The sequence below is a fragment of the Caldinitratiruptor microaerophilus genome (assembly GCF_025999835.1).
GTDB classification, from domain to species: domain Bacteria; phylum Bacillota; class Sulfobacillia; order Symbiobacteriales; family ZC4RG38; genus Caldinitratiruptor; species Caldinitratiruptor microaerophilus.
The window spans coordinates 1,443,795-1,464,476 of record NZ_AP025628.1; the positions used below are offsets into that span (position 1 = coordinate 1,443,795).

General features: G+C 59.4%; 16 protein-coding genes. 1 reads left to right on the top strand and 15 read right to left on the bottom strand.

What is annotated here, in order from left to right; all coding sequences use genetic code 11:
* Positions 1-1,257 precede the first annotated feature (1,257 nt).
* Positions 1,258-2,328 carry a mannose-1-phosphate guanylyltransferase gene (locus tag caldi_RS07065; RefSeq protein ID WP_264844397.1) on the top strand — a complete coding sequence of 357 codons (1,071 nt, stop codon included), beginning with the start codon at positions 1,258-1,260 and terminating at the stop codon, positions 2,326-2,328.
* A 93-nt stretch (positions 2,329-2,421) separates the two neighbouring features.
* Here the strand turns inward: caldi_RS07065 and caldi_RS17755 are convergent, their stop codons facing one another.
* The 15 genes from caldi_RS17755 to caldi_RS07110 all read right to left on the bottom strand — a co-directional run bounded on the left by caldi_RS17755 (position 2,422) and on the right by caldi_RS07110 (position 20,622).
* Positions 2,422-3,471: a class I SAM-dependent methyltransferase gene (locus caldi_RS17755; protein ID WP_406568104.1), complete on the bottom strand. Its 1,050-nt coding sequence runs from the start codon at positions 3,469-3,471 to the stop codon at positions 2,422-2,424.
* Positions 3,468-4,994, bottom strand: coding sequence for a flippase (locus tag caldi_RS07070; RefSeq protein ID WP_264844398.1), 1,527 nt, complete (start codon positions 4,992-4,994; stop codon positions 3,468-3,470). Before caldi_RS07070 ends, caldi_RS17755 begins: the two co-directional genes overlap by 4 nt.
* A gap of 51 nt (positions 4,995-5,045) precedes the next feature.
* Complete coding sequence (gene rfbB, locus caldi_RS07075) at positions 5,046-6,116, bottom strand: dTDP-glucose 4,6-dehydratase (protein WP_264844399.1); 1,071 nt, start codon at positions 6,114-6,116, stop codon at positions 5,046-5,048.
* A 13-nt stretch (positions 6,117-6,129) separates the two neighbouring features.
* Positions 6,130-6,636: a dTDP-4-dehydrorhamnose 3,5-epimerase family protein gene (locus caldi_RS07080; RefSeq protein WP_264842354.1), complete on the bottom strand. Its 507-nt coding sequence runs from the start codon at positions 6,634-6,636 to the stop codon at positions 6,130-6,132.
* Positions 6,637-6,673: 37 nt separating this feature from the next.
* Positions 6,674-7,735, bottom strand: coding sequence for a glucose-1-phosphate thymidylyltransferase (locus caldi_RS07085; protein ID WP_264844400.1), 1,062 nt, complete (start codon positions 7,733-7,735; stop codon positions 6,674-6,676).
* A gap of 96 nt (positions 7,736-7,831) precedes the next feature.
* Positions 7,832-8,962 (bottom strand): glycosyltransferase family 4 protein, encoded by a 1,131-nt coding sequence (locus caldi_RS17760; RefSeq protein WP_406568105.1) that lies wholly within the window; start codon positions 8,960-8,962, stop codon positions 7,832-7,834.
* A 95-nt stretch (positions 8,963-9,057) separates the two neighbouring features.
* Positions 9,058-9,867, bottom strand: a complete 810-nt coding sequence (locus tag caldi_RS17765) for a glycosyltransferase (RefSeq protein WP_406568106.1) — start codon at positions 9,865-9,867, stop codon at positions 9,058-9,060.
* The gene (locus caldi_RS17770) at positions 9,864-11,150 is read right to left on the bottom strand and encodes an O-antigen ligase family protein (RefSeq protein WP_406568107.1); all 1,287 of its coding nucleotides are present in this window, start codon (positions 11,148-11,150) and stop codon (positions 9,864-9,866) included. The genes caldi_RS17765 and caldi_RS17770 overlap by 4 nt, the downstream gene beginning before the upstream one ends.
* A complete protein-coding gene (locus caldi_RS17775; RefSeq protein WP_406568108.1) occupies positions 11,125-12,033 on the bottom strand; it encodes a glycosyltransferase family 2 protein in 909 nt (302 codons plus the stop codon). The genes caldi_RS17770 and caldi_RS17775 overlap by 26 nt, the downstream gene beginning before the upstream one ends.
* Positions 12,034-12,044: 11 nt before the next feature.
* Entirely contained in the window at positions 12,045-12,656 is a 612-nt protein-coding gene (locus caldi_RS17780; RefSeq protein WP_406568109.1) for a glycosyltransferase family 4 protein, read from the bottom strand.
* Positions 12,657-13,151: 495 nt separating this feature from the next.
* Entirely contained in the window at positions 13,152-14,306 is a 1,155-nt protein-coding gene (locus tag caldi_RS07090) for a DegT/DnrJ/EryC1/StrS family aminotransferase (protein ID WP_264844401.1), read from the bottom strand.
* Between the two features lie 35 nt (positions 14,307-14,341).
* Complete coding sequence (locus tag caldi_RS07095) at positions 14,342-15,358, bottom strand: glycosyltransferase family 4 protein (RefSeq protein ID WP_264844402.1); 1,017 nt, start codon at positions 15,356-15,358, stop codon at positions 14,342-14,344.
* 213 nt (positions 15,359-15,571) lie between these two features.
* Positions 15,572-16,615 carry a glycosyltransferase family 2 protein gene (locus tag caldi_RS07100; RefSeq protein WP_264844403.1) on the bottom strand — a complete coding sequence of 348 codons (1,044 nt, stop codon included), beginning with the start codon at positions 16,613-16,615 and terminating at the stop codon, positions 15,572-15,574.
* A 108-nt stretch (positions 16,616-16,723) separates the two neighbouring features.
* On the bottom strand, positions 16,724-18,097 hold the full coding sequence (locus tag caldi_RS07105; RefSeq protein WP_264844404.1) for a nucleotide sugar dehydrogenase: 1,374 nt from the start codon (positions 18,095-18,097) through the stop codon (positions 16,724-16,726).
* A gap of 674 nt (positions 18,098-18,771) precedes the next feature.
* Positions 18,772-20,622: a nucleoside-diphosphate sugar epimerase/dehydratase gene (locus caldi_RS07110; protein WP_264844405.1), complete on the bottom strand. Its 1,851-nt coding sequence runs from the start codon at positions 20,620-20,622 to the stop codon at positions 18,772-18,774.
* Positions 20,623-20,682 lie beyond the last annotated feature (60 nt).

Sequence of the window (20,682 nt, forward strand, 5' to 3'; positions counted from 1 at the left end):
CCTTGTTAACTGCGGTGAGCCCATGCAGACTCTTCGCTTTCGCTAGCGGGCGTCACTCAGTCGTTTGCCACGTAACAGCTTGACGCAATCGTGTTCGTGGAGACTGGAATGATTCCCTGCTGGCCGTAAGGCAGTCGTAGCGCCGGTAGGGCTCCGGGAGATCTGGTTCCCACCCCCGTTGCGCAATGGAGGCAATCGCCTGGTTCCTATCAGCCACGTCCCCGTTCTCAAAGCCGACGGGCTACTCCACCGATGAACCTTCGTGCCGTCTTTCGTAGATCGAACGTTGGTCACCACGTGATTCGCGCCAATTACGGCTTTTCGCCCTACCAGCAGGAACTGCGGCCTCGGTCGCAAGCTTCCGGGCAGTTCATCCCCCGGGGGATCACTGCAATGCCGCCTCGCTCCCGACCCCAGCCGCGGCGGTTCGCCATCCCGGTCGGCCAGCAGGTCCTGCGGGTGGTTACCAAGCAACTTGGCTCCCTCTGGGTCATGCGGTCGTTCCTCGACCGGTGCTGCCTTGCCGAGATCATCGGTCGCCAGTGCCGGCGGGGTGCAGGGCCACCTTTTTCCACGACCAGGTCATCGCCACCCTGGTCACCAACCGCTTCACCGCCCCCGGCCCCTGTACCGGGTCCAGCACTGGCCACCACCTGGGCCGTGGAGAGCTCTTTGGCATCCAGCCCACCGGGCTCAGGCCACCCGCCGTTGCTGGCCATCACGGCCGAGGTCGGCGCGGGGAAGCCCACCGCCATCCGGGCTCTGGACGACCCACCCAACCGGACCCGCCACCTGTTCGCCTACATCCGCGACTCCCGTCTCACCCCTAGCGCCCCCTACCGCGGCGTCCGGACGCAACTGGGGGTGGCCCCGCCCTCGCTGTTCCATGGTGGGGAGGCGAAACCGCTTTTCGAGCGCACCCTGCTGGAGGGTTCCACGCTCGGCGGCTGGCAGCACGCGATCGTCAGGGACAGGGCCCACGTCCTCACCGACGCGCCGCTCCGGGAGGCCGCTTCCTCCTCCGCCTTCCCACGGACTCCGACCGCTGGGGCTCCTCCTCGCCGACCCGAGCCAGCTCCGGGAGCTGCGCCGGCGTCGCGCGTTCGGGGCCATCGGCGGGCGTGGCCGGCAGGTCGGTGCTAACACCGTTCGCCAAGTGGGCGGCGTACCGGTCCTTTCTTCGCTGCGGCGCCGGCAGGTCTTGGTCGTGGTGGCAGGGAATTCCCTCATCGACCTGTGCCCGAGGGGTGAGCCGCCATGTCTACACCCATCGTCCCCGTGATCCTCGCCGGCGGTCGGGGAGAGCGCTTCTGGCCGCTCTCACGCCAGAACCGGCCCAAGCAGTTCCTCGCCCTCGACGGCACCGGGCGGAGCCTCCTCCGGGCGACCGCCGAGCGCCTGCTCCCCCTGGCCGGCGACTGGGCGAACCTGCTGGTGGTGACGGCTGCCCCGTTGGTCTCGGGCGTCCGGAAGCATCTGCCCGAGCTCCCGGAGGACAACCTGCTGGTCGAGCCGGAGGGCCGCGACACGGGCCCCGCCGTGGCCCTGGCGGCGCTCTCCGCCCAGGCCCGGCGCGGGCCGGACTGCGTCCTCGGCGTATTCCCGGCCAACCACTGGATCGGCGAGGAGGCGGCCTTCCAACAGGCCGTCGTGCGCGCGGCCGCCGTGGCGCGCGCCCGGGACGTCCTCGTCACGTTCGGGGTGCAACCGACCTACCCAGCCACCGGCTATGGCTACATCGAGCGCGGCGAGGAACTGGGCGACCCGGACGGCGTGTCGATCCACCGGGTCGCCCAGTTCGTGGAGAAGCCCGACGCGGAGACCGCCGCCCGCTACCTCGCCTCCGGGCGCTTCCTCTGGAACTCCGGCATGTTCGTCTGGCGGGCCGGCGTGGTGCTCGCCGAGCTGCGCCGCCACGCCCCGCAGGTGGTAAAGCCCCTCGAGGAGGCGTTTCCCGACGCCGTCACGGCGGCCTACGGGGCGCTCCCGCGCATCAGCGTCGACTACGCGCTGCTGGAGAAGACCGACCGTGTTGTGGTCCTGCCGGCGAGCTTCGGGTGGGACGACCTGGGCGACTGGACGGCGCTGGAACGGCTGCTGCGGGGGCAGGGCGCCAACGTGGTCGTCGGCCGCCACGTGGGGTTCGACACTCGCGGCTCCATTCTCTACACCACGGGCGATGACCTCATCGTCACCATCGGGTTGGAGGACATGATCATCGTCCGTGACAGTAACGTCACCCTCATCGTGCGCAAGGATCGGATTCAGGAACTGAAACGTGTCCTGGCGCAACTGAACGCGGACCCACGGCTGGCGTGGTATACGTGAGCAGCTGCGCGATGTACCTTGCTCCGCTGGACGGCCGCCCCCTCGGCGCGGTTGAGTGTCGTGGCCCCCGGACCAACTGTGCACGTACGGCAATCATTCCGCCGCGTCTCGCTTGGTAGCGATCATGACGATCTCTTCACCGCAAGGACGTGAAGTACAGAGCGCATACTCTACTGCCCAGAAAAGCCAACCCTCCAGTCGAAGTCGCATGGGCACGTTCCGCGGAATACCACCGCGAAGGACCCCGTGTCGACGGAGAATCCGGCTCGCTTGCCATGTGTCCCGCGCGGCCCGAGAGACAGTCCATAGACGGACAACCTGCAAGCCTGCCCGTTGCGCAGCCTCCCCGAGATTCTGAGGCGATAGGAGGAACAGGTGTCGCGGCGGATCCCAGTGCAGCCAACCTTCGCCGAAAAATCGGGCTCCCAAGCCGGCGGGGTTAGGTGTAACGACCACTAGCAGGCCTCCCGGTTTAAGAACACGTCGACACGAGCGAAGTATGCCCACCGGATCAAGGACGTGCTCGATCACGTGGTTCAAAGTTACCGCGTCGAAAGTGCCCTCACGAAGATCGACTTCCTCCAGGGTTCCCTGAGATACCGTTAACCCAAAATGTTCTCGCGCCACCCGCACGGCTTCTCCGTCTGGTTCCACCCCAAGGACGTTCCATCCACGTGCGCGCATGTTAGCAAGGAATTGGCCGCTACCACAGCCCACATCGAGCAGCTCACCGCGGTACGCACCATTTAGCCACATCACGGAGCCACCCACCATTTCCCGGAGCGGCCCAACGCGAGCAAGGAATAATCCCAACATCTTCATCAACCCGTTACCCTCATAACCGAAGGCCGAGGCAAGAACGCTAGACTTTATGAAATTCCGTAGTCGCGCGCTCAAACCTGCCGGCTTGGATGGAGAACGATGGGTAAAGTAGGTCGTGTATAGCTTCCCGACATCGGATGGCAGAGGACGAGGGTTTAGCCAAATCAAACCACACGTGGGGCACTGCAGCAGACTCCAGGTGCCGGGTGCAGAAAAGAGGCGGTCCCTCAGGGCACTCTGTCGTAGTTGCCCCCTACTTCCACAGAGGTGGCAGGTGGGCGCTTCTTCGCTACGTACTCCCTCATTGTCGATTGGATTCATGAGCTACGGATCACCGCCTTGAGAAGTTGCAGAATCCGTTCTCGTTCGGAATCGGGAATGAAGAGCCGAATGCCAATTCCAGCAAACACAAGAAAGATGATAATTGTGCTTATGAGATGGGTCCACATCGGTAATGAATAAAGACTAAGGCCGTATCCGATAGCCGCTAAGATGAGCACCAAGGCCGTGGCTTGAGGAATCTTCTCGGTGAAAAACATCCTCGTGGACATCTGAAGTAGGCGGGCAGCCACTACAAAGAGTAGCAGGGCATCAAGAGTTACTCGCACAAGCCACGCTACCGCGGCCCCCGCGACACCCCATCTCGTGATTAGGGTCCATGCTAGAACGACGTAAATCGGAACTTCCAACAGGTGTAGCTTTGCGGTCAAGTCAGGGCGCCCGACGGCCTGGACGAGCGTGAAGGGCACCTGCGCGGCCGAATTTATCAGTACGGCAACAGCGAAGACCTGAAGTGTCGCGGAACTTTCCGTCGCGTACTCTGGACCGAGCCAGGCTCCCAACACGTTCCGCGCGTTGCTTACCAAGAGGATAGCGATCGATCCGACACCCAGCAACAAATACCTAACCGATTGGAAAAATACCCTCGTAATTCGCGTCCTTTCTTCTTGGCCTCGTGCGTCGAGGTTGCTGAAGGCTGGGAAAAGGGTAGCCACGAGGCTCCCGGGAATGATCCACAAGCGAGTGACCATTTCGTACGGAGCCGAGTAATAAGAGACAGCCGCTAAGCCTAAGAGCGAACCGATGAAGAATCGATCCGAGTAAACGAGGATCGGTCCCACGACACCCGAGACCGTTACCCAACCCCCAAACCGCAACAAGGTTCCTAAGAGAGATGCATCTGTCGTCGGTCCTCCTGTGGTCGAAGAAAAGGTACGATTAGCCAGCCACCATAGAGTTGTGAGGCCAAGGATTCGAATAATGACAAGGAGGAGAATGGTACCCGGCAGCCCCCACCGAAGTAGCACCGCCACGACTGGCATTAGGTAGTTGGCCAGACCAGAAGGGATGGCCACCGCGTTTACGAGGTCGAACCGTTGGGCGGCTTCAAGCGAACCACGATACGATCCGGATACAAGGACGACCGGTATCGCTACCGCCAGGATATAGAATGTTGCCTTCGCCTCACCCCACAGTGCATAGGGAATCTTGAGGGTTCTCTCCACCAGGTAGGGGGTAAAGCCAGCGAGAACCAGTCCGCCAACAATCCCTAGTCCGTACTGGGCCCTCACAACAGCACGGAGAATTGATGGTATGTTTTGGTTGTTCCCCCGCGATAATTCAGCAGCTATGAACTTCGTGGTTGCACGACCAAGTCCAAGATCGAAAACGGCAAAATAATTCAGGATGACCCAAGACAGAGCGATGACCCCAAAGCGGTCTGATCCCAGTGTTTTCGTGAGGAAAGGGATTGTGAAGAAAGCAACGAGAAGTGGGATCCCTTGGCCGAAAAGGTTGAGTATCGTGTTTCTGGCTAGATGCGAGCCACGCATGTGAGTTCTCATCGGCGCCTTAATAACATCCCCACGACCGTAACAAAGTCCTAATGAGCTCCTTTAGGCTGGCGAACTTGCAAGTAGCGGTTCCCACCAGTCCCGGTGGGTCAGGTACCAGTCGATCGTCCGCCGGAGCCCCTCCTCGAACGAGTGCCGGGGCTCCCACCCCAGCTCCCGCCGGATCTTCGTCGCGTCCATCGCGTACCGCCGGTCGTGCCCCGGACGGTCCGGGACGAACCGGATCAGCGACTCCGGCTTGCCCAGCTCCGCCAGGATCCGGCGGGTGATCTCCAGGTTCGTCCGCTCGTTCCCCCCGCCGATGTTGTAGACCGCCCCCGGCCGGCCGTGCAGCAGCACGAGCTCCAGCGCCGCACAGTGGTCCTCCACGTACAGCCAGTCCCGCACGTTCAGGCCGTCCCCGTACACCGGCAGGTACTCGTCCGCCAGCGCCCGGGTGATGAAGAACGGGATCAGCTTCTCCGGGTACTGGTACGGCCCGTAGTTGTTCGAGCAGCGGGTGATGATCGCCGGCAGCCCGTACGTGTGGTGGTAGGCCCGCACCAGCAGGTCCGCCCCCGCCTTGCTGGCCGAGTACGGGCTGTTCGGCGCCAGCGGCGTCTCCTCCGTGAAGAGGCCCGTCGGGCCCAGCGACCCGTACACCTCGTCCGTCGAGACCTGGACGAAAAGGAGCCCCGGCCGGCCGCCCTCCGGGCCGGCACCCCGGGCCGCCGCCGATCCCGCTGGCCCCACCGCCGGGCCGACCGCCTCCCGCCGGGCGATCTCCTGCCGCACCGCCTCCAGCAGCACCTGCGTCCCCAGCACGTTGGTGCGCACGAACACCTCCGGCCCGGCGATGCTCCGGTCCACGTGCGACTCGGCGGCGAAGTGCACCACCGCGTCGGGCGCCTCCTCCGCCAGGAGCGCCCGCACCAGGCCCATGTCGCCGATGTCCCCGTGCACGAACCGGTACCCCGGATGGCCCTCCACGTCCCGCAGGTTCGCCGGGTTGCCGGCGTAGGTCAGGAGGTCGAGGTTCACCACCCGCCAGTCCGGGTGACGGTCCAGCACGTACCGGATGAAGTTGCTGCCGATGAACCCCGCCCCGCCCGTCACCAGGATGCGCCGCGCCATCTGCCCCTCCGCCTCACCCGTCCCGCCGCGCCCAGTCGTACGGGATGTCGTTCTCGTGCGGGTCCACCCGGTACTCGTCGGGGTCGGCGTGGTTGTACGGCTCCGTGGTGACGTTGATGCAGATGGCCTCCGTCTCGCCGATGCACTTGAAGCCGTGGTACACCAGGGGCGGGATCTGGAGCAGCACCGGGTTGTGCTCGCCCAGGAAGAACTCGTTCACCACGCCCCGCGTGGGCGAGCCCTCGCGGTCGTCGTAGAGCACGACCTTCATCATGCCCTTGACCACCACGAAGTGGTCCCACTGCTTGCGGTGATAGTGCCAGGCCTTGACCACGCCGGGGTAGGCCGTGGTCATGTAGACCTGGCCGAACCGGATGAAGATCTCGTCGTCCGCCCGCAGCATCTCCATGAGCCGTCCCCGCTCGTCGGGGATCACCCGGAGCGGCTTCACCTTCACGCCGTCGATCCGCTCCCGGCTCACGGCGCGGAACTTCCGGGGCTCCACGGGTTTCGGCTCCAACGCTGCACCCTCCACCGCGACGCGTTCCCGACCCATCCTACACGATCCGGGCCCGGCTCTGGTCCCCCAGGACCAGGCTGATCGCCCGCGGCCGGTCCGGCGCCCGCTCCAGCACCACGCCCCGGCCCAGGAGGCTGCCGTCGATCCGCACCCCCACGCGGTCGATCACGCAGCCCTCCAGGATCACGCTGTTCTCCACCTCGCTGCCCCGCACCCTGCACCGGTCCCCGATCGACGTGAACGGGCCGATGTACGCGTCCTCGATCTCGCACCCCTCGCCGATCACCACGGGTCCCCGCACCACGCTCCGCACCACCCGGGTTCCCGCGCCGATCCGCACGCGCCCCGACAGCTCCGAAGCGTCGACCTCCCCTTCCACCCGGGGCTCGATGGTGTCGAGGAGCAGCCGGTTCGCCTCCAGCACGTCCTCCGGCTTGCCCGTGTCCTTCCACCAGCCCTCGACCAGGTGCGGCTCCACCGCACAGCCCCAGTCCACCAGCTGCTGGATGGCGTCCGTGATCTCCAGCTCCCCCCGCCAAGAGGGTTTGATGACCCGGACGGCCTCGAAGATGCGGTGGTTGAAGAGGTACACCCCCACCAGGGCGAGGTCGCTCGGCGGCACCTCCGGCTTCTCCACCAGCCGCACCACCCGGCCGTCCCGGAGCTCAGCCACCCCGAACCGCTGCGGGTCCGGCACCCGGCTGAGGAGGATCAGGGCGTCGGGCCGGGTCTCCCGGAACCGGCGGACGAAGTCCGTCACGCCGCCCTTCAGGACGTTGTCGCCCAGGAACATGACGAAGGGCTCGCCGGCCATGAAGTCCTCGGCGATGTGCACGGCATGCGCCAGCCCCCGGGGCACGTCCTGGCGGAGGTAGGTGACCCGGATGCCCCAGCGGGACCCGTCGCCGACCGCCGCCATGACCTCCGGGGCCGTGTCCCCGACGACGATCCCGAAGTCGGTGATGCCGGCGTCTCGCAGCGCTTCGATGGCGTAGAAGAGGATGGGCTTGTTGGCGACGGGGATGAGCTGCTTCGCGGAGGTGTAGGTGAGAGGTCGTAAGCGACTTCCGGTACCACCACTCAAGATCAACGCCTTCATCAAGAGGCCTCCTATGGAGTTCACCGCCAGCAGGTGGCCACCTGGGCTCGCCCCTCAAGCCGGGCCGAGTCCCGGACCACTTAACATAAGAACGGCTTAACCCGCCCCTGACTGATCCCTTGCCCACTCGTATGCACGCTCCGTCGCTTCTGCTATGGCGTTCCATGAGTAGCGCAGAGCTAAGCGGGGGCCAGCGGTTGCCATTACATGGCGCATGTCATCATTCGTAAGCACCGTGTCTATGGCCGCCGCAAGCGCACCGGCATTCGCCGGGGGAACCAATAGAGCAGCAGACTCACCTGCGAGCAGATCCCGCAACCCCCCAATATCGCTTGCAACTATGGGCGCTCCAGCAGCTAACGCTTCGATGGCCGCTACGCTGGTCGCCTCAATTAGAGATGGTATGGTAACAACATCCGCCGCTGCATAGACCAAGGGCATTGACTCCCGTGAGCGAGAGCCCATAAAGATTATATGCTCCGAAACGCCTAGTGAACTTGCTAGTTGCTGAAGCCGCTGGAGTTCCGACCCGGTACCCACAATGCAGAACAGGGGTTTCGGAGACGTTTGAATGAGGGGAATAGCTCTGATGAGAAATTCGATGCCGTTCTTGGGTTCAAGCCTTCTCGGTGCAAGCACGACCCGATGCGCCCTGTCCAGCCCCAAAGCACGCTTGGCGGCATCCTTGCTTACCTTGCGCGTGAAAGCTTCTACGTCGGTCCCATTTGGAATGTACACACTAGGAACATCGGGAAAGACGTGGCGTGATAGGGCGGCTAGCTCCCGGCTAGGGGCAATGCACAAATTTGGTCTTCCGACTACTCTTCTTAGGAGCTCTTTTGTGAGGCCATTCTTGATGAGTCGATAGAACATGGAACTATGGTTGGTGAAAACGCGTGTAGATTTAAAATAAGCAGAGAGTACCCTCGCAACGAGGCTATCGCTCCATAAACCGTGCCAGTGTACGATATCGAACTTCCGCCCGTGCAGGATCTTCAGACCCTCCGACAACCCACCTACCAAGAACGAGGCATGCCTCAACTTACCCGGTAATACCGGCGCCAGTGAGATCACTTCAAAATCTGATGCAGCGAGCCCCGGAGGCTGCGCTGTACGTCGGCCACCCAAGACAGTCACTACGTGTCCTCGCCTGCTAAGCGCCCCCGCAAGGCCATAAACATGGGCACTTATTCCCCCGACATTCGGCAGAAAGTCTTCGGAAACCATCAGGATCCTCAGACGGCTCACCTCGCAGGCGTTGCTGAATCATGACCCTATCTCGCCGTCGCACGAAAATACACGTCGAGCGCTCATCCGGCCCTTTACCCTCCGCAGTTGCCTCGGAGTGGATCCCGATGAGCTCCCAAAGGCTGATACTCCTTATGTTGTTTTCGTAGCATTACCACGGCCCTAACCGGAACGTACCACGCGAGATGAAGACATCCCGTGGTTAACGCCGCGTGCAAGCCGACCATGGGACTTGACCCGGCCCTAACCCACGCCCGCCAGTGAAGCCCCGCGCTCGACCCGTGCGTCATCTTGTGGTACCACGCCCGGATATCAGGCGCGTGCTCATGCTGCACTGCCACAGCGGGTGTCCAAGCGATATCCCAACCGCGTTGGCGGAGCCGATGGAGAACATCAGCATCTTCGCCCACGTTGAGCTCATCCCGGAAGCCTCCAACCTCATCTAGTGCGGCTACACGGAACATGGCGCCTCCAGTGCCTACAGCGCGACGGTAGTTCCAATATTGGCACTCAAGCCTGCTGAACAAACACGCCTGCCTAGCAAATTGGCGGCCGGCGATAGCTGCCACGCCCGGCCTCTGGTCCAGAAATTGGGCCAGGTACCTGAAGTAGTCGGTAGTGGCCAACATATCCGCGTCGAGAAAGCCAACGAATGGCTGATTCACATGGCGGTAGCCGATATTACGTAGTCGTCCACGTTGGCCATCTGCCACGATGACGTGTTTGGTATACGCCCGGGCGACTGCGGCGGTATCGTCCCGCGTCCGAGAATCTACCACAACCACGACAGGATCTGCCCCAGAGCCCTCCAAACTTTGAAGGCACCGCCCTAGCCGCGTTTCTTCATCGCGAGCTATGACGACTATGCCAAAGGCTGCTTTCATCGTCGTGCTAGCCTCCGCAAGTCATAAATCGCGAGTAGGAGCAAAGCCAGGGTCAAAGGACCGAACGAACTCTGAGCAACGGTATCCAAGATTACTGTTGAAGCTAAAGTAGGGCCCAGCGCCGCTGTTGTTGGCGAGACCCCCTCTCCATTTGCGGACCGCGCCAATCTACGTACTACCTGTATCACTCCCAGTACATACATAGCGTACGCGAGAAGCCCCGCTAAGCCCGTCTCTGCCAAAATGCCCACAACCGTATTATGAGCCGATAGCCGCCAATCAAGATATTGAGGAGGAACTGGCACACCGGCCTCCCCCGCTATGATATCCGCATACCGCGCGAACCCGCCTGATCCGATCCCCAAAAATGGGTATGCACGGAAAGCATGAAGACCCATCGACCATAAGGCAAGGCGCACTCCTATGGTGCCGGTTCCCTGGGTAAGCTGTTGTAGTTTGTACTGAAGATATGGAGACGTTTTAGCTAATATCACGATTCCGACGCCAAGCGACACTGCCCCTAACACCGCCCGCCGTACATAGCGGCCTCTGGCTTGCCCATTGAGGGTCAAGGCACCTAGGCCGATCGCGATTATAAGCTGCATCCACGCTGTCCGAATCATGGTCGCAGCAACTCCCAGAATACCCGCACCTCCGAGCAGCCACGCGAACCTCACCCTGCTCCGCTGAGCAGCCATCATGAGCCCGGTCACAGCGAACCAAACTTGCAGCTCATATACCCCACGTGCACTTGCAATTCCCACCCCAGGCTGTACTCCGTGGGATGCTATAAGCTGTAAAGCCCCAGTGGCTGTCTCGGCGAGTCCTGAGATGACCAGGGCTCCGCGAAGGCCTTCTCCAAAAGGTGTAGGCAAGACTAGTGCTGTCACCACAAGCGCGAGAGCCTCACCATATCTTCCAACGGACCACAACAGTGTCCATTCACTCCAAGGTGAAAACGCCACACTCATTAGGCGTACACCTACTATCAGATACAACGCTACCAACAGGAGGGTTGGAACAGGAACATGCATCCTCAACGACACCGAACCAAGGCGAAGCACTTGCACGAACGCGAAACCCAGAACCACTAACACAGCCACGTCGTAAGCTCGCAATAGGCCCAAACCCAGAGGTAAGGCCTTGTCCACCAACGGCCAGTAAACACTCAGTACCCCAAAAAGCGCCCCAGTCATCCACGCGGAACGCACCGGGTGGGAACCCCCCCTGGGGGCAGATACCACCGTCGGTCGGGTACTACAGGTTCCATGGTCGATGGCCATGGAGATACAGCTCCAGTGCGTATCGGTATGCGTCTCGTTTGACCCGTAGGGTTGGGCTCACTATCGCACCCAATAGTTTCAGCATGAGGACTCCGAGCGTCAGCAGGCGGTGGATGGTGAAAGCCCCATAACTCGAATGTTTTTTGAAGTAATGCACCTTTCCATGATACCGTAACGCCGTCCGCTTCCACGATAAATGCGACGACGAACCGCCCGATTCATGTTCCACCCGGCAGCGTGGGTCGAACAGGAACCTGCCGCTTGCCATCCGCCGAAGCAAATCGGTCTCTTCATAATAAAGGAAGAATGCGGGGTCAAAGCCTCCGACCTTCTCAAACGAGGACGTACGAATGAACAGACACGACCCTTGCGCGTACCCACTAAACTCCATAGGACCCGTATCAATCGAGACGTATTCCGGTCTCCTTCGGAATGAAAGCTCATGTGCGAGGTCTGACCAGATGGTTGGGAATGGCCTTATGGATCGTATTGCCTGTCCGCGTTCCACAATCATAGGTGCCACACAGACCACCTGCGGGTCGGACGCAAAATCACCTCTGATCGCTTCAACCGGGGAAATAAGTCTAACATCCGGGTTAAGAAACAAGAGGAGGGGTGAACGAGCCAAGGCAGCCCCATGATTGCAAGCCGCCCCGTATCCAATGTTTTTCGGCAACTTCACTAAATCAACGCATGGTAGCCCAGCGACCACGGTCTCCGAGCCATCAGTCGATGCATTATCGATGACGATAATCCGATCTCCAGAAGACATATTCAGATAACGCCGCAAGCTCATTACGCACTGTTCAAGACGAGATCCGCTGTTGAAGTTTACGATGATCGCAGTGATCTCCAACCTACGCCTTAGGCCCCTCTCAATCATACAAGGTACCCTCAGTGCCCGGTGATGTGAGCCAGCATCTTCCTCGCGACTTTATCCCATCCGTAACGCTCACGCACTAGTTGTTGCCCTCGCTGCCCCATGTCCCGTAAAAGTGTCGGATTGGATAGAAGGGATACAAGCAACTCCGCGAGAACCTCCGGGCGTCGCTCCTGCAATAAGAAACCGTTATATCCATCTACAATTATCTCGCGCATGGCAAACATATCGTAACCTACTACGGGCAGCCCGGTTACTTGAGCTTCAAGGAACGCGATGCCAAAAGCCTCAAATTCGCTAGGCTGCACGTATAACGCGCTCTGCAGAAAGAGGTTACGTACCGTAGTCCGGTCGACTCGACCAAGACATGTGATTCCATCTTCCTTAATTCTCAAATTAGACCCTGCGATTACAAGCGAGACCGAAGGATCGACCTTTCGCACCTGCCGAATAGCTGCGACTACAAGGGGTCCACCCTTTCGCACAAAGTCCCGGCCGACAAAACAGACTCTCTTGGAAGCGTAGCGCGATAGGTCATTCTCCCCATCTGCAGTTTCTGGTACCGGTATATTCCACCCAGCACCAATCTCAATCACTCTCTCCGGATTCACCTGATACGAGTGCACAACACTATCCCGAACGTAACGGGAAAAGGTGAATACCAGTTCTGTGAAAACTCTATACGAGAGGCGAGTATCTGGCGCCGTAGAGCCAGCGGCCAGTTGAGCAACACAGCGGAGGCGGCTCGTCTGATGAGTGCAGGGAGCCGAGTATCCAGTGCCGCTACGCTTGCCCCCTGTAACTCGAAAGCGCGTACCAAACTATGGGGACTTCCAGACCAAAAATCCGGATCATAGACATTCCCTTCTGCAAGCACCATTATCGAAGCTGAACGGTTAACCGGGATGTCTACGGGCGGCGAGTCATTCGCAACCAAGAGCGGCCCCCCTGAAAGCGGTTTAGGCGGGATACCGGAGACAGGGTGTGGTGGTCAATCGTCACAACACGCCGATGACCCGTTGCCCTCCGCATCGTGTCAAAACGCCCACCAGAACGGTACTATGCACAATTCGCAGGGAGGGGGCTTGGCCGGCGCTTCCGTACCACGTTTCCAACATTGCTCATCGAATACAAGAGCCCTTGCTCGCGCCTGACCTCGTGGACCCCACCCGTTCAACGGCCCGCCGAAGGCCGTCGACGACCATTTCCACCTCTTCTAGGGTGAGGTTGTTGTGAAAAGGCAGGGCGATGGTGCGCCGGGCTGCTGACTCGGTCACCGGCAGCTCACCGCCGCGATAGCCGAAGCGCTCGCGCATGTACGGCTGCAGGTGCACCGGCGAAAAATACGCGCGGGTAGGGATCCCCTGCTCTTCCATGACCCTCATCACGGGTTCTCGGTCGAGCCCCTCCTCGAGCGTCACCACGTACACGAACCAGCTCATCCGCACGTGGGGCTTCACTACTGGTGCTCGTACGCCGGGCACATTCTTCAGCCGCTCGGTGTACCAGTGCGCAACTCGATCGCGCTTGGCGAGGAACTGCTCGATGCGCCGCAACTGAGACAGGCCCAGGGCCGCGCTCATCTCATCCATCCGGTAATTGAAGCCAAGCCGCTCGTGCTCGAGCCACGGCCCCATCTCGCTGCGTCCCTGATTACGCAGGCTTCGACACACCGCGGCAAGGGCAGCGTCGTTGGTAACGATGACCCCCCCTTCTCCGGTCGTAATTTGCTTATTAGGGTAAAAGGCGAATGCCGCGGCCCTTCCGTAGGATCCTATCTTTCGTCCCTTATACTCGGCACCCAAAGCCTCACACGCATCGTCAAGGATCGGCAGCCCGTAGTGCTCTGCAATACGTTCCAACGAATCCCAGTCTGCCGGATGGCCGAATACGTCCACCACGAGGATCGCCTTTGTCCGCTCAGAGAGCTTAGCTTTGATGTCGTCTGTATCAACGCAGTAGGTTTCCGGCTCGATGTCTGCGAAAACGGGAACAGCTCCTTCATACATCACAACGTTGGCGGTCGCCGCGAACGTAAACGAGGGAACCACGACCTCGTCACCTGGGCCGATGCCAAGTGCTCGGATTAGGAGGTGAAGCGCCGCCGTTCCCGAACTGACGACAATAGCTTCCCTCACACCTACGTACTGAGCGATGGCTCTTTCGAATTCCACTGACCGCGGTCCAAGTGCCAACCTGCCAGACCGAAGTACCTGCAACACCGCTTCCTCATCCGTCGAGTCGATATCCGGGACCGACATGGGTAGCTTCATCATCCAAGACCTCCGCTCTTCCTGCCCGAAACAAAACGTTAGAGGGTTCCGACACGCCGCATCAGCAACGCCAGGCCTATAGTCGCCACACTCGCAGTCGAAACGGACACAAGGCCCTCCGTGGTCATCACACTCAGGCCCAATACACCGGACGTCGCAGTAAGCCCCCACATCACCAGGAGGACCACCCACGTATTGGCACCAAGTCGAGCCAGTAGCCGATCGTAGAGGTGATCTCGGTCACCAGCCATCACGCTTTGCCCACGTCGAAGCCGTCGCCAGACGGCGGCGAATCCGTCACTCAGCGGCACGACAAGGATCAGAATTAGAGCAACCGCCCTAGATATGGAAGGTGTTGCCACTACGGCAACGGCCACTCCACTCGCACCAAGCACGTAGCCCAAAAAGAGGCTACCCGTGTCACCCATGAAGGTCCGGGCCCGAGGCAGGTTCAGGGGAAGGAATCCGGTGGTCGACGCAGCCACGACAAACAAGAGTTTCGCCATAGGTAGATCCCCGATCCTGAGGGCCATAATCCCTAGGCATACCGCACACAACACACCTACGCCGCCTGCTAACCCGTCCATCCCATCGAGAAGGTTGAACGCGTTAGTCACGAAAGCAGCGAATCCGGATACTCCGAGTGCAAGAACCGTCAAGGGAACGACTGCCCAATCGTAGATGGGTCCTTGCTGGCGAATAACAAAGGCAGCAAGCAACACGGCAGGGATTAACTGGCCCTCAAGCTTAATTAACGGCTTGAGGCTCCACAGGTCATCCAAGACTCCCACACCGGCAGCGAGCACCCCTCCGACAATTACAACCCACACCTGCGGGCTAAGAGTCGAACCTGTGAGTCCAAGCACTGTGACACCAAAAAGCGTGCCGCCGATGATACCGATCCCACCGAATCGTGGGGTCGGGCTCAAATGTATCTTAATCTCGCCGGGCATATCCACTATATTGAATCGTCGAGCCAGCCCCATCGAGACCCAGGTTAATCCCGCAGCAACAACGATTACCATTCCGAAGCTCAGCGCCAGGGAACCCGTCACCCCACGGTCCTCCCGCTACGCCATACTAAGCGCAACAGATTTCGGGACACAACGTAAACCGCCAACCGCCGACTTGATTCTGCACGTCTCAGGGCTCTTTAGCTGGAAATCCGTCTACTAGTCAGTACCAAAACAGGGATTTTATAGGAAAATCTCTGGGTCCATCTGGAAAAGTGTGATCTTGTGTCCCCGACGGTTGCGCAAACATAGAAATCATCTATTTCCATGAACATTAATCTCTGGACTCTTCGCTTTTCTGGCCGCAACACACCAAGTGGACTTCGCAACGCCCCATAGGCTTCCGAAACCATAAGGAAGGTGTAGAGCTGCAAAGGCCACAGGCATGAGGACTAGCTTCCACGGATCTCCCGAAGACCAAGCAAGTTGCGCGGAAACTAGGATGGTTGCAGCCAAATACGCGCTCGTAACAGCCAGAAGTGGCCACCAAACTCCACCAAATACACCTATAGCCAACGTGCTGACGAGACTACCCACAAGTCCCAAAGGTACAACGTGACGCCAAGAGATCGGGAAGACGTTGGAATAAGTGAGCGACAGAACCACCCAAACGCCATTCAGCCAGTTCTGTCTCATGAATGACCACAAGTCAGATCGGATATAGTAGTACGCAATAGCGTCAGGCACAGCCAAAGTTCGACCGCCGACCTTCTTTAATCGCATATTGAACTCATAGTCTTGGTTTCTGACCAGTGCTTCATTGAATACGCCTACCCTCTGGAACACTTCCCGGCGGTAACAACCTCCGAATACCGTGTCGACCCACACAGGTTCGGACATACCGGTTCTATAGCGGGCGTTACCGGCCCCAAACGGGTGATTGAAGGTCGCCGAAATGGCCTCTCCCATTTTGGTTGACTTGCGAGGACGGCTGATGACAATCCCCCCCACATTATCCGCCGCATAATGTTGAGACGCCTCCACGCAACGTGAAATATAGCTCTTGTCGTAGATGGCGTGCGCGTCCATGCGAAGGATCAAGTCCCCCTGAGCAGCCGCGATCCCGATGTTCAGCGCCGCAGGAGTAACCTTTCTCGGATTGTCAAGCAAAACAACCTTCGGTGACGTCCCGGTATAGCGAGACACAATGGTCCTCGTGTCATCAGAACTCATACCGTCAACTACCAGCACCTCAAGGCGGTCCTTAGGGTAGTCGTTAGCGAGTATAGATTCAAGACAATTACCTATAAAGCTGCCCTCATTGCGGCATGGAATGATTACACTGACAAACGGAAGCATCACGGTGAACCTCCTGCGCCGCAGAGACACACAGCTATCTATAACGGAACATACGGCCTTACAGAACACCATAATCCACTGGCGGACTCATGACAGATCCTCAACAGACTACGCGCCAGTCACATTGGAAATGGCTCGCCAGGAACGTCCATCCCCTAGACGGATTACTTCCGCACGGCCTGCCATCCCATGTGTTGCATTCCGCACGTCGAACACCAAGGTACCGTTGTCTAGAACTAGCTGGTAGTCGACGTGGGTGTGGTCTGTTGCGATGATAATACAGTCTGCAGATCGCACCGATTCGACGGAGAGCGGAGTACTGGTGAGCCTCTGTGTTCCCACAACAAGCGTATCGACGAACGGATCATGGTACTCGACCCATACGCCACGCTGGAGGAGAAGTTCGATGAGTTTTGTCGCTGGTGAGTATCGAAGATCAGCTACATCACGCTTAAACGTTACCCCCAGGACCAGTATCCTGGGAACACGGCCTTGAAACCGGCCATTCAAAAGTAGGAGAACTCTCTCTGCGATATAGTACGGCATATCCTCATTGATCCTAGCTGCAATTTCGATGAAATCCATATGAAAATCATATTCCTTGGCTTTCCACGCCAAGTAGTAAGGGTCGACCGGAATACAGTGGCCTCCTACCATCCCAGGGGAAAACGGCATGAAGCCGTATGGTTTGGTAGCGGCAGCACGGATGACCTCCCAAACATCGATTCCCATGCGATCACACAATAATGCTAACTGGTTGACCAACGCAATATTGACATTCCGAAATACGTTCTCCAGTAGTTTCGCCATCTCTGCTACGGTCGTTGATGACACCGGAACGACCTGGTCTGTTACTGCGGACAAAGCTAGTGCAGCTAACTCTCGGCTTTCCGAATCATCGGCACCTACAAGGACTGGAACTTCCCTGAAAGAAGGGGACTTTCGACCAGGATCTACACGTTCTGGAGCAAACGCCAAAAACACATCTTCGCCGACCCGGAGTCCACTCGCTTCGAGGGCTGGTCTCACAATTTCCCTGGTAGTGCCTGGGTAGCTAGTGCTTCTTAGAACAACCAGTTGTCCTGAGCGTAACCGCGAGCTCAGTTCATGAGCTGCCTGAGAGATGTAGGCGGTGTCTGGTTGTTTTGATCGAGTGCAAGGAGTAGGAACACAGATAAACACAACATCCATTTCACCGACCGTAGCAAAATCGTCCATGGCTCGGAGCAAACCTTGTTGAACAAGTGAGCTAACTAGTTCGCTTGGCACGTCCTGAATGTAGCTTTTTCCAGTCTTTATGGCACTAACCTTATCTACGTCGACGTCGATGCCTAGAACTTGGTAGCCTCCACGCGCGTATTCCACTGCTAACGGCAATCCTACATACCCCAAACCGATCACGCCAATCGTTGCCTGACGCGTCCTGATAGCATCTGCAACCCGGGTAACCTTCAAGTTTTGCCGTGAATTCAAACCAATCACTCCCAGACACTCGATGAATCTTCGCCGTACTCCAAACACGGATCAGTCTACACCGACTGCTTTACCGTTGGCAGTGCAGCGCATCGATGTACACCTGAATGGTCACCACGACCACAGTCTTCCATGAATACCTAGAGGCCTCTTTCGAGCCAGCCTCACTCATACATGTGCGTAAGTCCTCGCTTGCCAACGCATGCATGGCATGGCTTCGTGGGGAATGCCACTCTTAGAACAGATGGTTGGAAGCGGGTGAATAGACTGCAGCGCTTTACGTTTTGCAGTATCAAAGGTGCCACGCATGCGACCTCCGGATGTCAGCAACAGTGATCCGATTCCCTGCAGAGGTATCCAAACGACGCCGCCAGGACCGCTATTAAGCGCAGGGTCATAATGTCACCGAGTATACGCTGGCCTACCTTGTCCCACCCACACCGCTCGTGGACGAAGCGTTGCACCGAATGCACGAGATCCCAGAGATACGCAGGGTCGTCGGCAGCCTGTTCGCGTAACCAAATAGCGATTGTACCCCCTTTACGAGCACATCCGTGCATGCTAGACGCGTCCTAGCCGACTCCCAGCAACCTCCATCCAACCTTTCGCAAGAACACCAACTGGACGCCTTGTTGGCTCCTATCCAAGCGGGTGCTCTTGGCGTACAGGGGTGTCATCCGCCATCAGACCATTGCGCTCGCAGGTGCCTGCGTGACGTTTGAACGCGCCGGTCGATACGTTGGAATCAATTCGCGCAGCCATCGGAGGATCTGTTCCTCGTCCCCTGTCTCTGCCGCAGCTTCCAGTGCACAAAGCTTCTTCCTGAAGTCACCGTGTATCGCTGTGACCGCCTCACGCGCGACATAGATGCGTGTATGCTGGGTTGCCGTTGTTCCTTCCTCGGATGTGAGAAGTTCCTCGAAGAGCTTCTCTCCTGGTCGCAGGCCGATGAAGACGATGGGGATGTCCCTGTCCGGTTCCCGCCCGGAGAGGCGGATGAGGTTCCTGGCGAGGTCGGCGATCTTAACTGGCTCACCCATGTCCAATACGAAAACTTCCCCACCCAGGCCCATAGCACCCGCCTGAATAACCAGTGAGACCGCCTCTGGAATCGTCATGAAGTAGCGCTGGACGTCTGGGTGCGTCACCGTCACTGGGCCGCCGCGGGCGATCTGCTCGCGAAACAGCGGGACAACACTTCCCCGGCTCCCCAAAACATTACCAAACCGCACAGCCATGAACCGGGTACCTCGGCCGTTCAGCTGCTGGATGATCATCTCCGCGACGCGCTTGGTCGCGCCCATCACGCTCGTGGGGTTTACGGCCTTGTCGGTTGAGATCAGGACAAACCGCTTGACACCATATTGCTCAGCCAGTTCGGCACAGATTCGGGTGCCAGTGACGTTGTTCTTGACTGCTTCGGCGGGATGCGCCTCCATGAGTGGCACGTGCTTGTGCGCAGCAGCATGGAACACCACGGTCGGACGGTATGTGGCGTAGATCTGATTCATCCTGGACCCGTCACGGATGTTTGCGATGATGGGCGTGACCTGGAGATCTGGGTACTGGAAACTCAACTCGGTCTGGATCTCGAAAATCGAATTCTCTTCGTTCCCGAGGAGTAAGAGTTCGGTGGGTTGGAAACGAGCCACCTGGCGGCATAACTCCGAACCTATTGATCCGCCGGCTCCCGTGACGAGTACCCGCTCGCCACTTAAGTAGGAGGCGATTTGGTCCAGGTCCAGCCGGATTTCCCGCCTGCCCAGGAGGTCCTCGAGCTGGATGTCACGGATCTGCTGGATGGTGACCCGGCCGTCGATGAGTTCGTAGACACCAGGCAGGGTGCGCAACCGGACCTTGCCCGAGCATCGCTCATGAATATCCCGGATCACGCTCGCCGGGGCGGACGGCATCGCGATGATGATATCGTCGATTCGGTGCCGTTCAATCAAATCCGTGAGAACTCCCCGCGTTCCAAGCACGGGCAAGCCGGCAACGCGCATGCCCTGCTTGTGGGGATCGTCGTCGACGAAGCCAACGGGAACGTACCGCAGCTCCTCGTGCCGTACCAACTCGCGCGCGACCATCGTCCCGGCTTCGCCAGCCCCAACGATGAGGACCCGGCGTCCTGTGTCCGCCGTGACAGCCGTTTGCCTGGCCGCGTGGGTCTCACGCCAGAGCCGGGCGAGTAATCGGACACCGGCCACGAGCGCGACGTCGAAGACCCAACTCAGAATGACGACGCTCCGGGGAAAGCCCGGAACCACGCGGGTGAACACCATGAGGGCAAACGGCAGCGCGTTCAGGCTTACCGCCCGGGCAACACCGAGAAACTCGCGCACGCTTGCATAACGCCAGAGGCTGTGGTAAAGGCCGAGGGCATAGAAACCGGCCACCGCCAAAACCGTCCGCGCAACCGCCACCAGTGGGAAGTACGCGTAAACGTACCGGTCCGGGAGGCGTCCGTCGAAGCGGATCAAAAGGGCCAGGACCACGGACACGTTGACCAACGCCGCGTCCACCAGGGCGAGCAAGACCCGCCTGGTTATCGATCTACCGTTCACCCTTGCCGCCTCTCCCCCCTGCCGGTCTCC

What these genes read in the sequence shown, in the direction of transcription:
- caldi_RS07090 (WP_264844401.1), bottom strand. Translation starts at nt 14,306, where the DNA reads ATGATGAAGCTACCCATGTCGGTCCCGGATATCGACTCGACGGATGAG.
- caldi_RS07085 (WP_264844400.1), bottom strand. Translation starts at nt 7,735, where the DNA reads ATGAAGGCGTTGATCTTGAGTGGTGGTACCGGAAGTCGCTTACGACCT.
- caldi_RS07070 (WP_264844398.1), bottom strand. Translation starts at nt 4,994, where the DNA reads ATGAGAACTCACATGCGTGGCTCGCATCTAGCCAGAAACACGATACTC.
- caldi_RS07100 (WP_264844403.1), bottom strand. Translation starts at nt 16,615, where the DNA reads ATGCTTCCGTTTGTCAGTGTAATCATTCCATGCCGCAATGAGGGCAGC.
- caldi_RS17770 (WP_406568107.1), bottom strand. Translation starts at nt 11,150, where the DNA reads ATGGCCATCGACCATGGAACCTGTAGTACCCGACCGACGGTGGTATCT.
- caldi_RS17775 (WP_406568108.1), bottom strand. Translation starts at nt 12,033, where the DNA reads ATGATTGAGAGGGGCCTAAGGCGTAGGTTGGAGATCACTGCGATCATC.
- caldi_RS17765 (WP_406568106.1), bottom strand. Translation starts at nt 9,867, where the DNA reads ATGAAAGCAGCCTTTGGCATAGTCGTCATAGCTCGCGATGAAGAAACG.
- caldi_RS07065 (WP_264844397.1), top strand. Translation starts at nt 1,258, where the DNA reads ATGTCTACACCCATCGTCCCCGTGATCCTCGCCGGCGGTCGGGGAGAG.
- rfbB (WP_264844399.1), bottom strand. Translation starts at nt 6,116, where the DNA reads ATGGCGCGGCGCATCCTGGTGACGGGCGGGGCGGGGTTCATCGGCAGC.
- caldi_RS17760 (WP_406568105.1), bottom strand. Translation starts at nt 8,962, where the DNA reads ATGGTTTCCGAAGACTTTCTGCCGAATGTCGGGGGAATAAGTGCCCAT.
- caldi_RS17755 (WP_406568104.1), bottom strand. Translation starts at nt 3,471, where the DNA reads ATGAATCCAATCGACAATGAGGGAGTACGTAGCGAAGAAGCGCCCACC.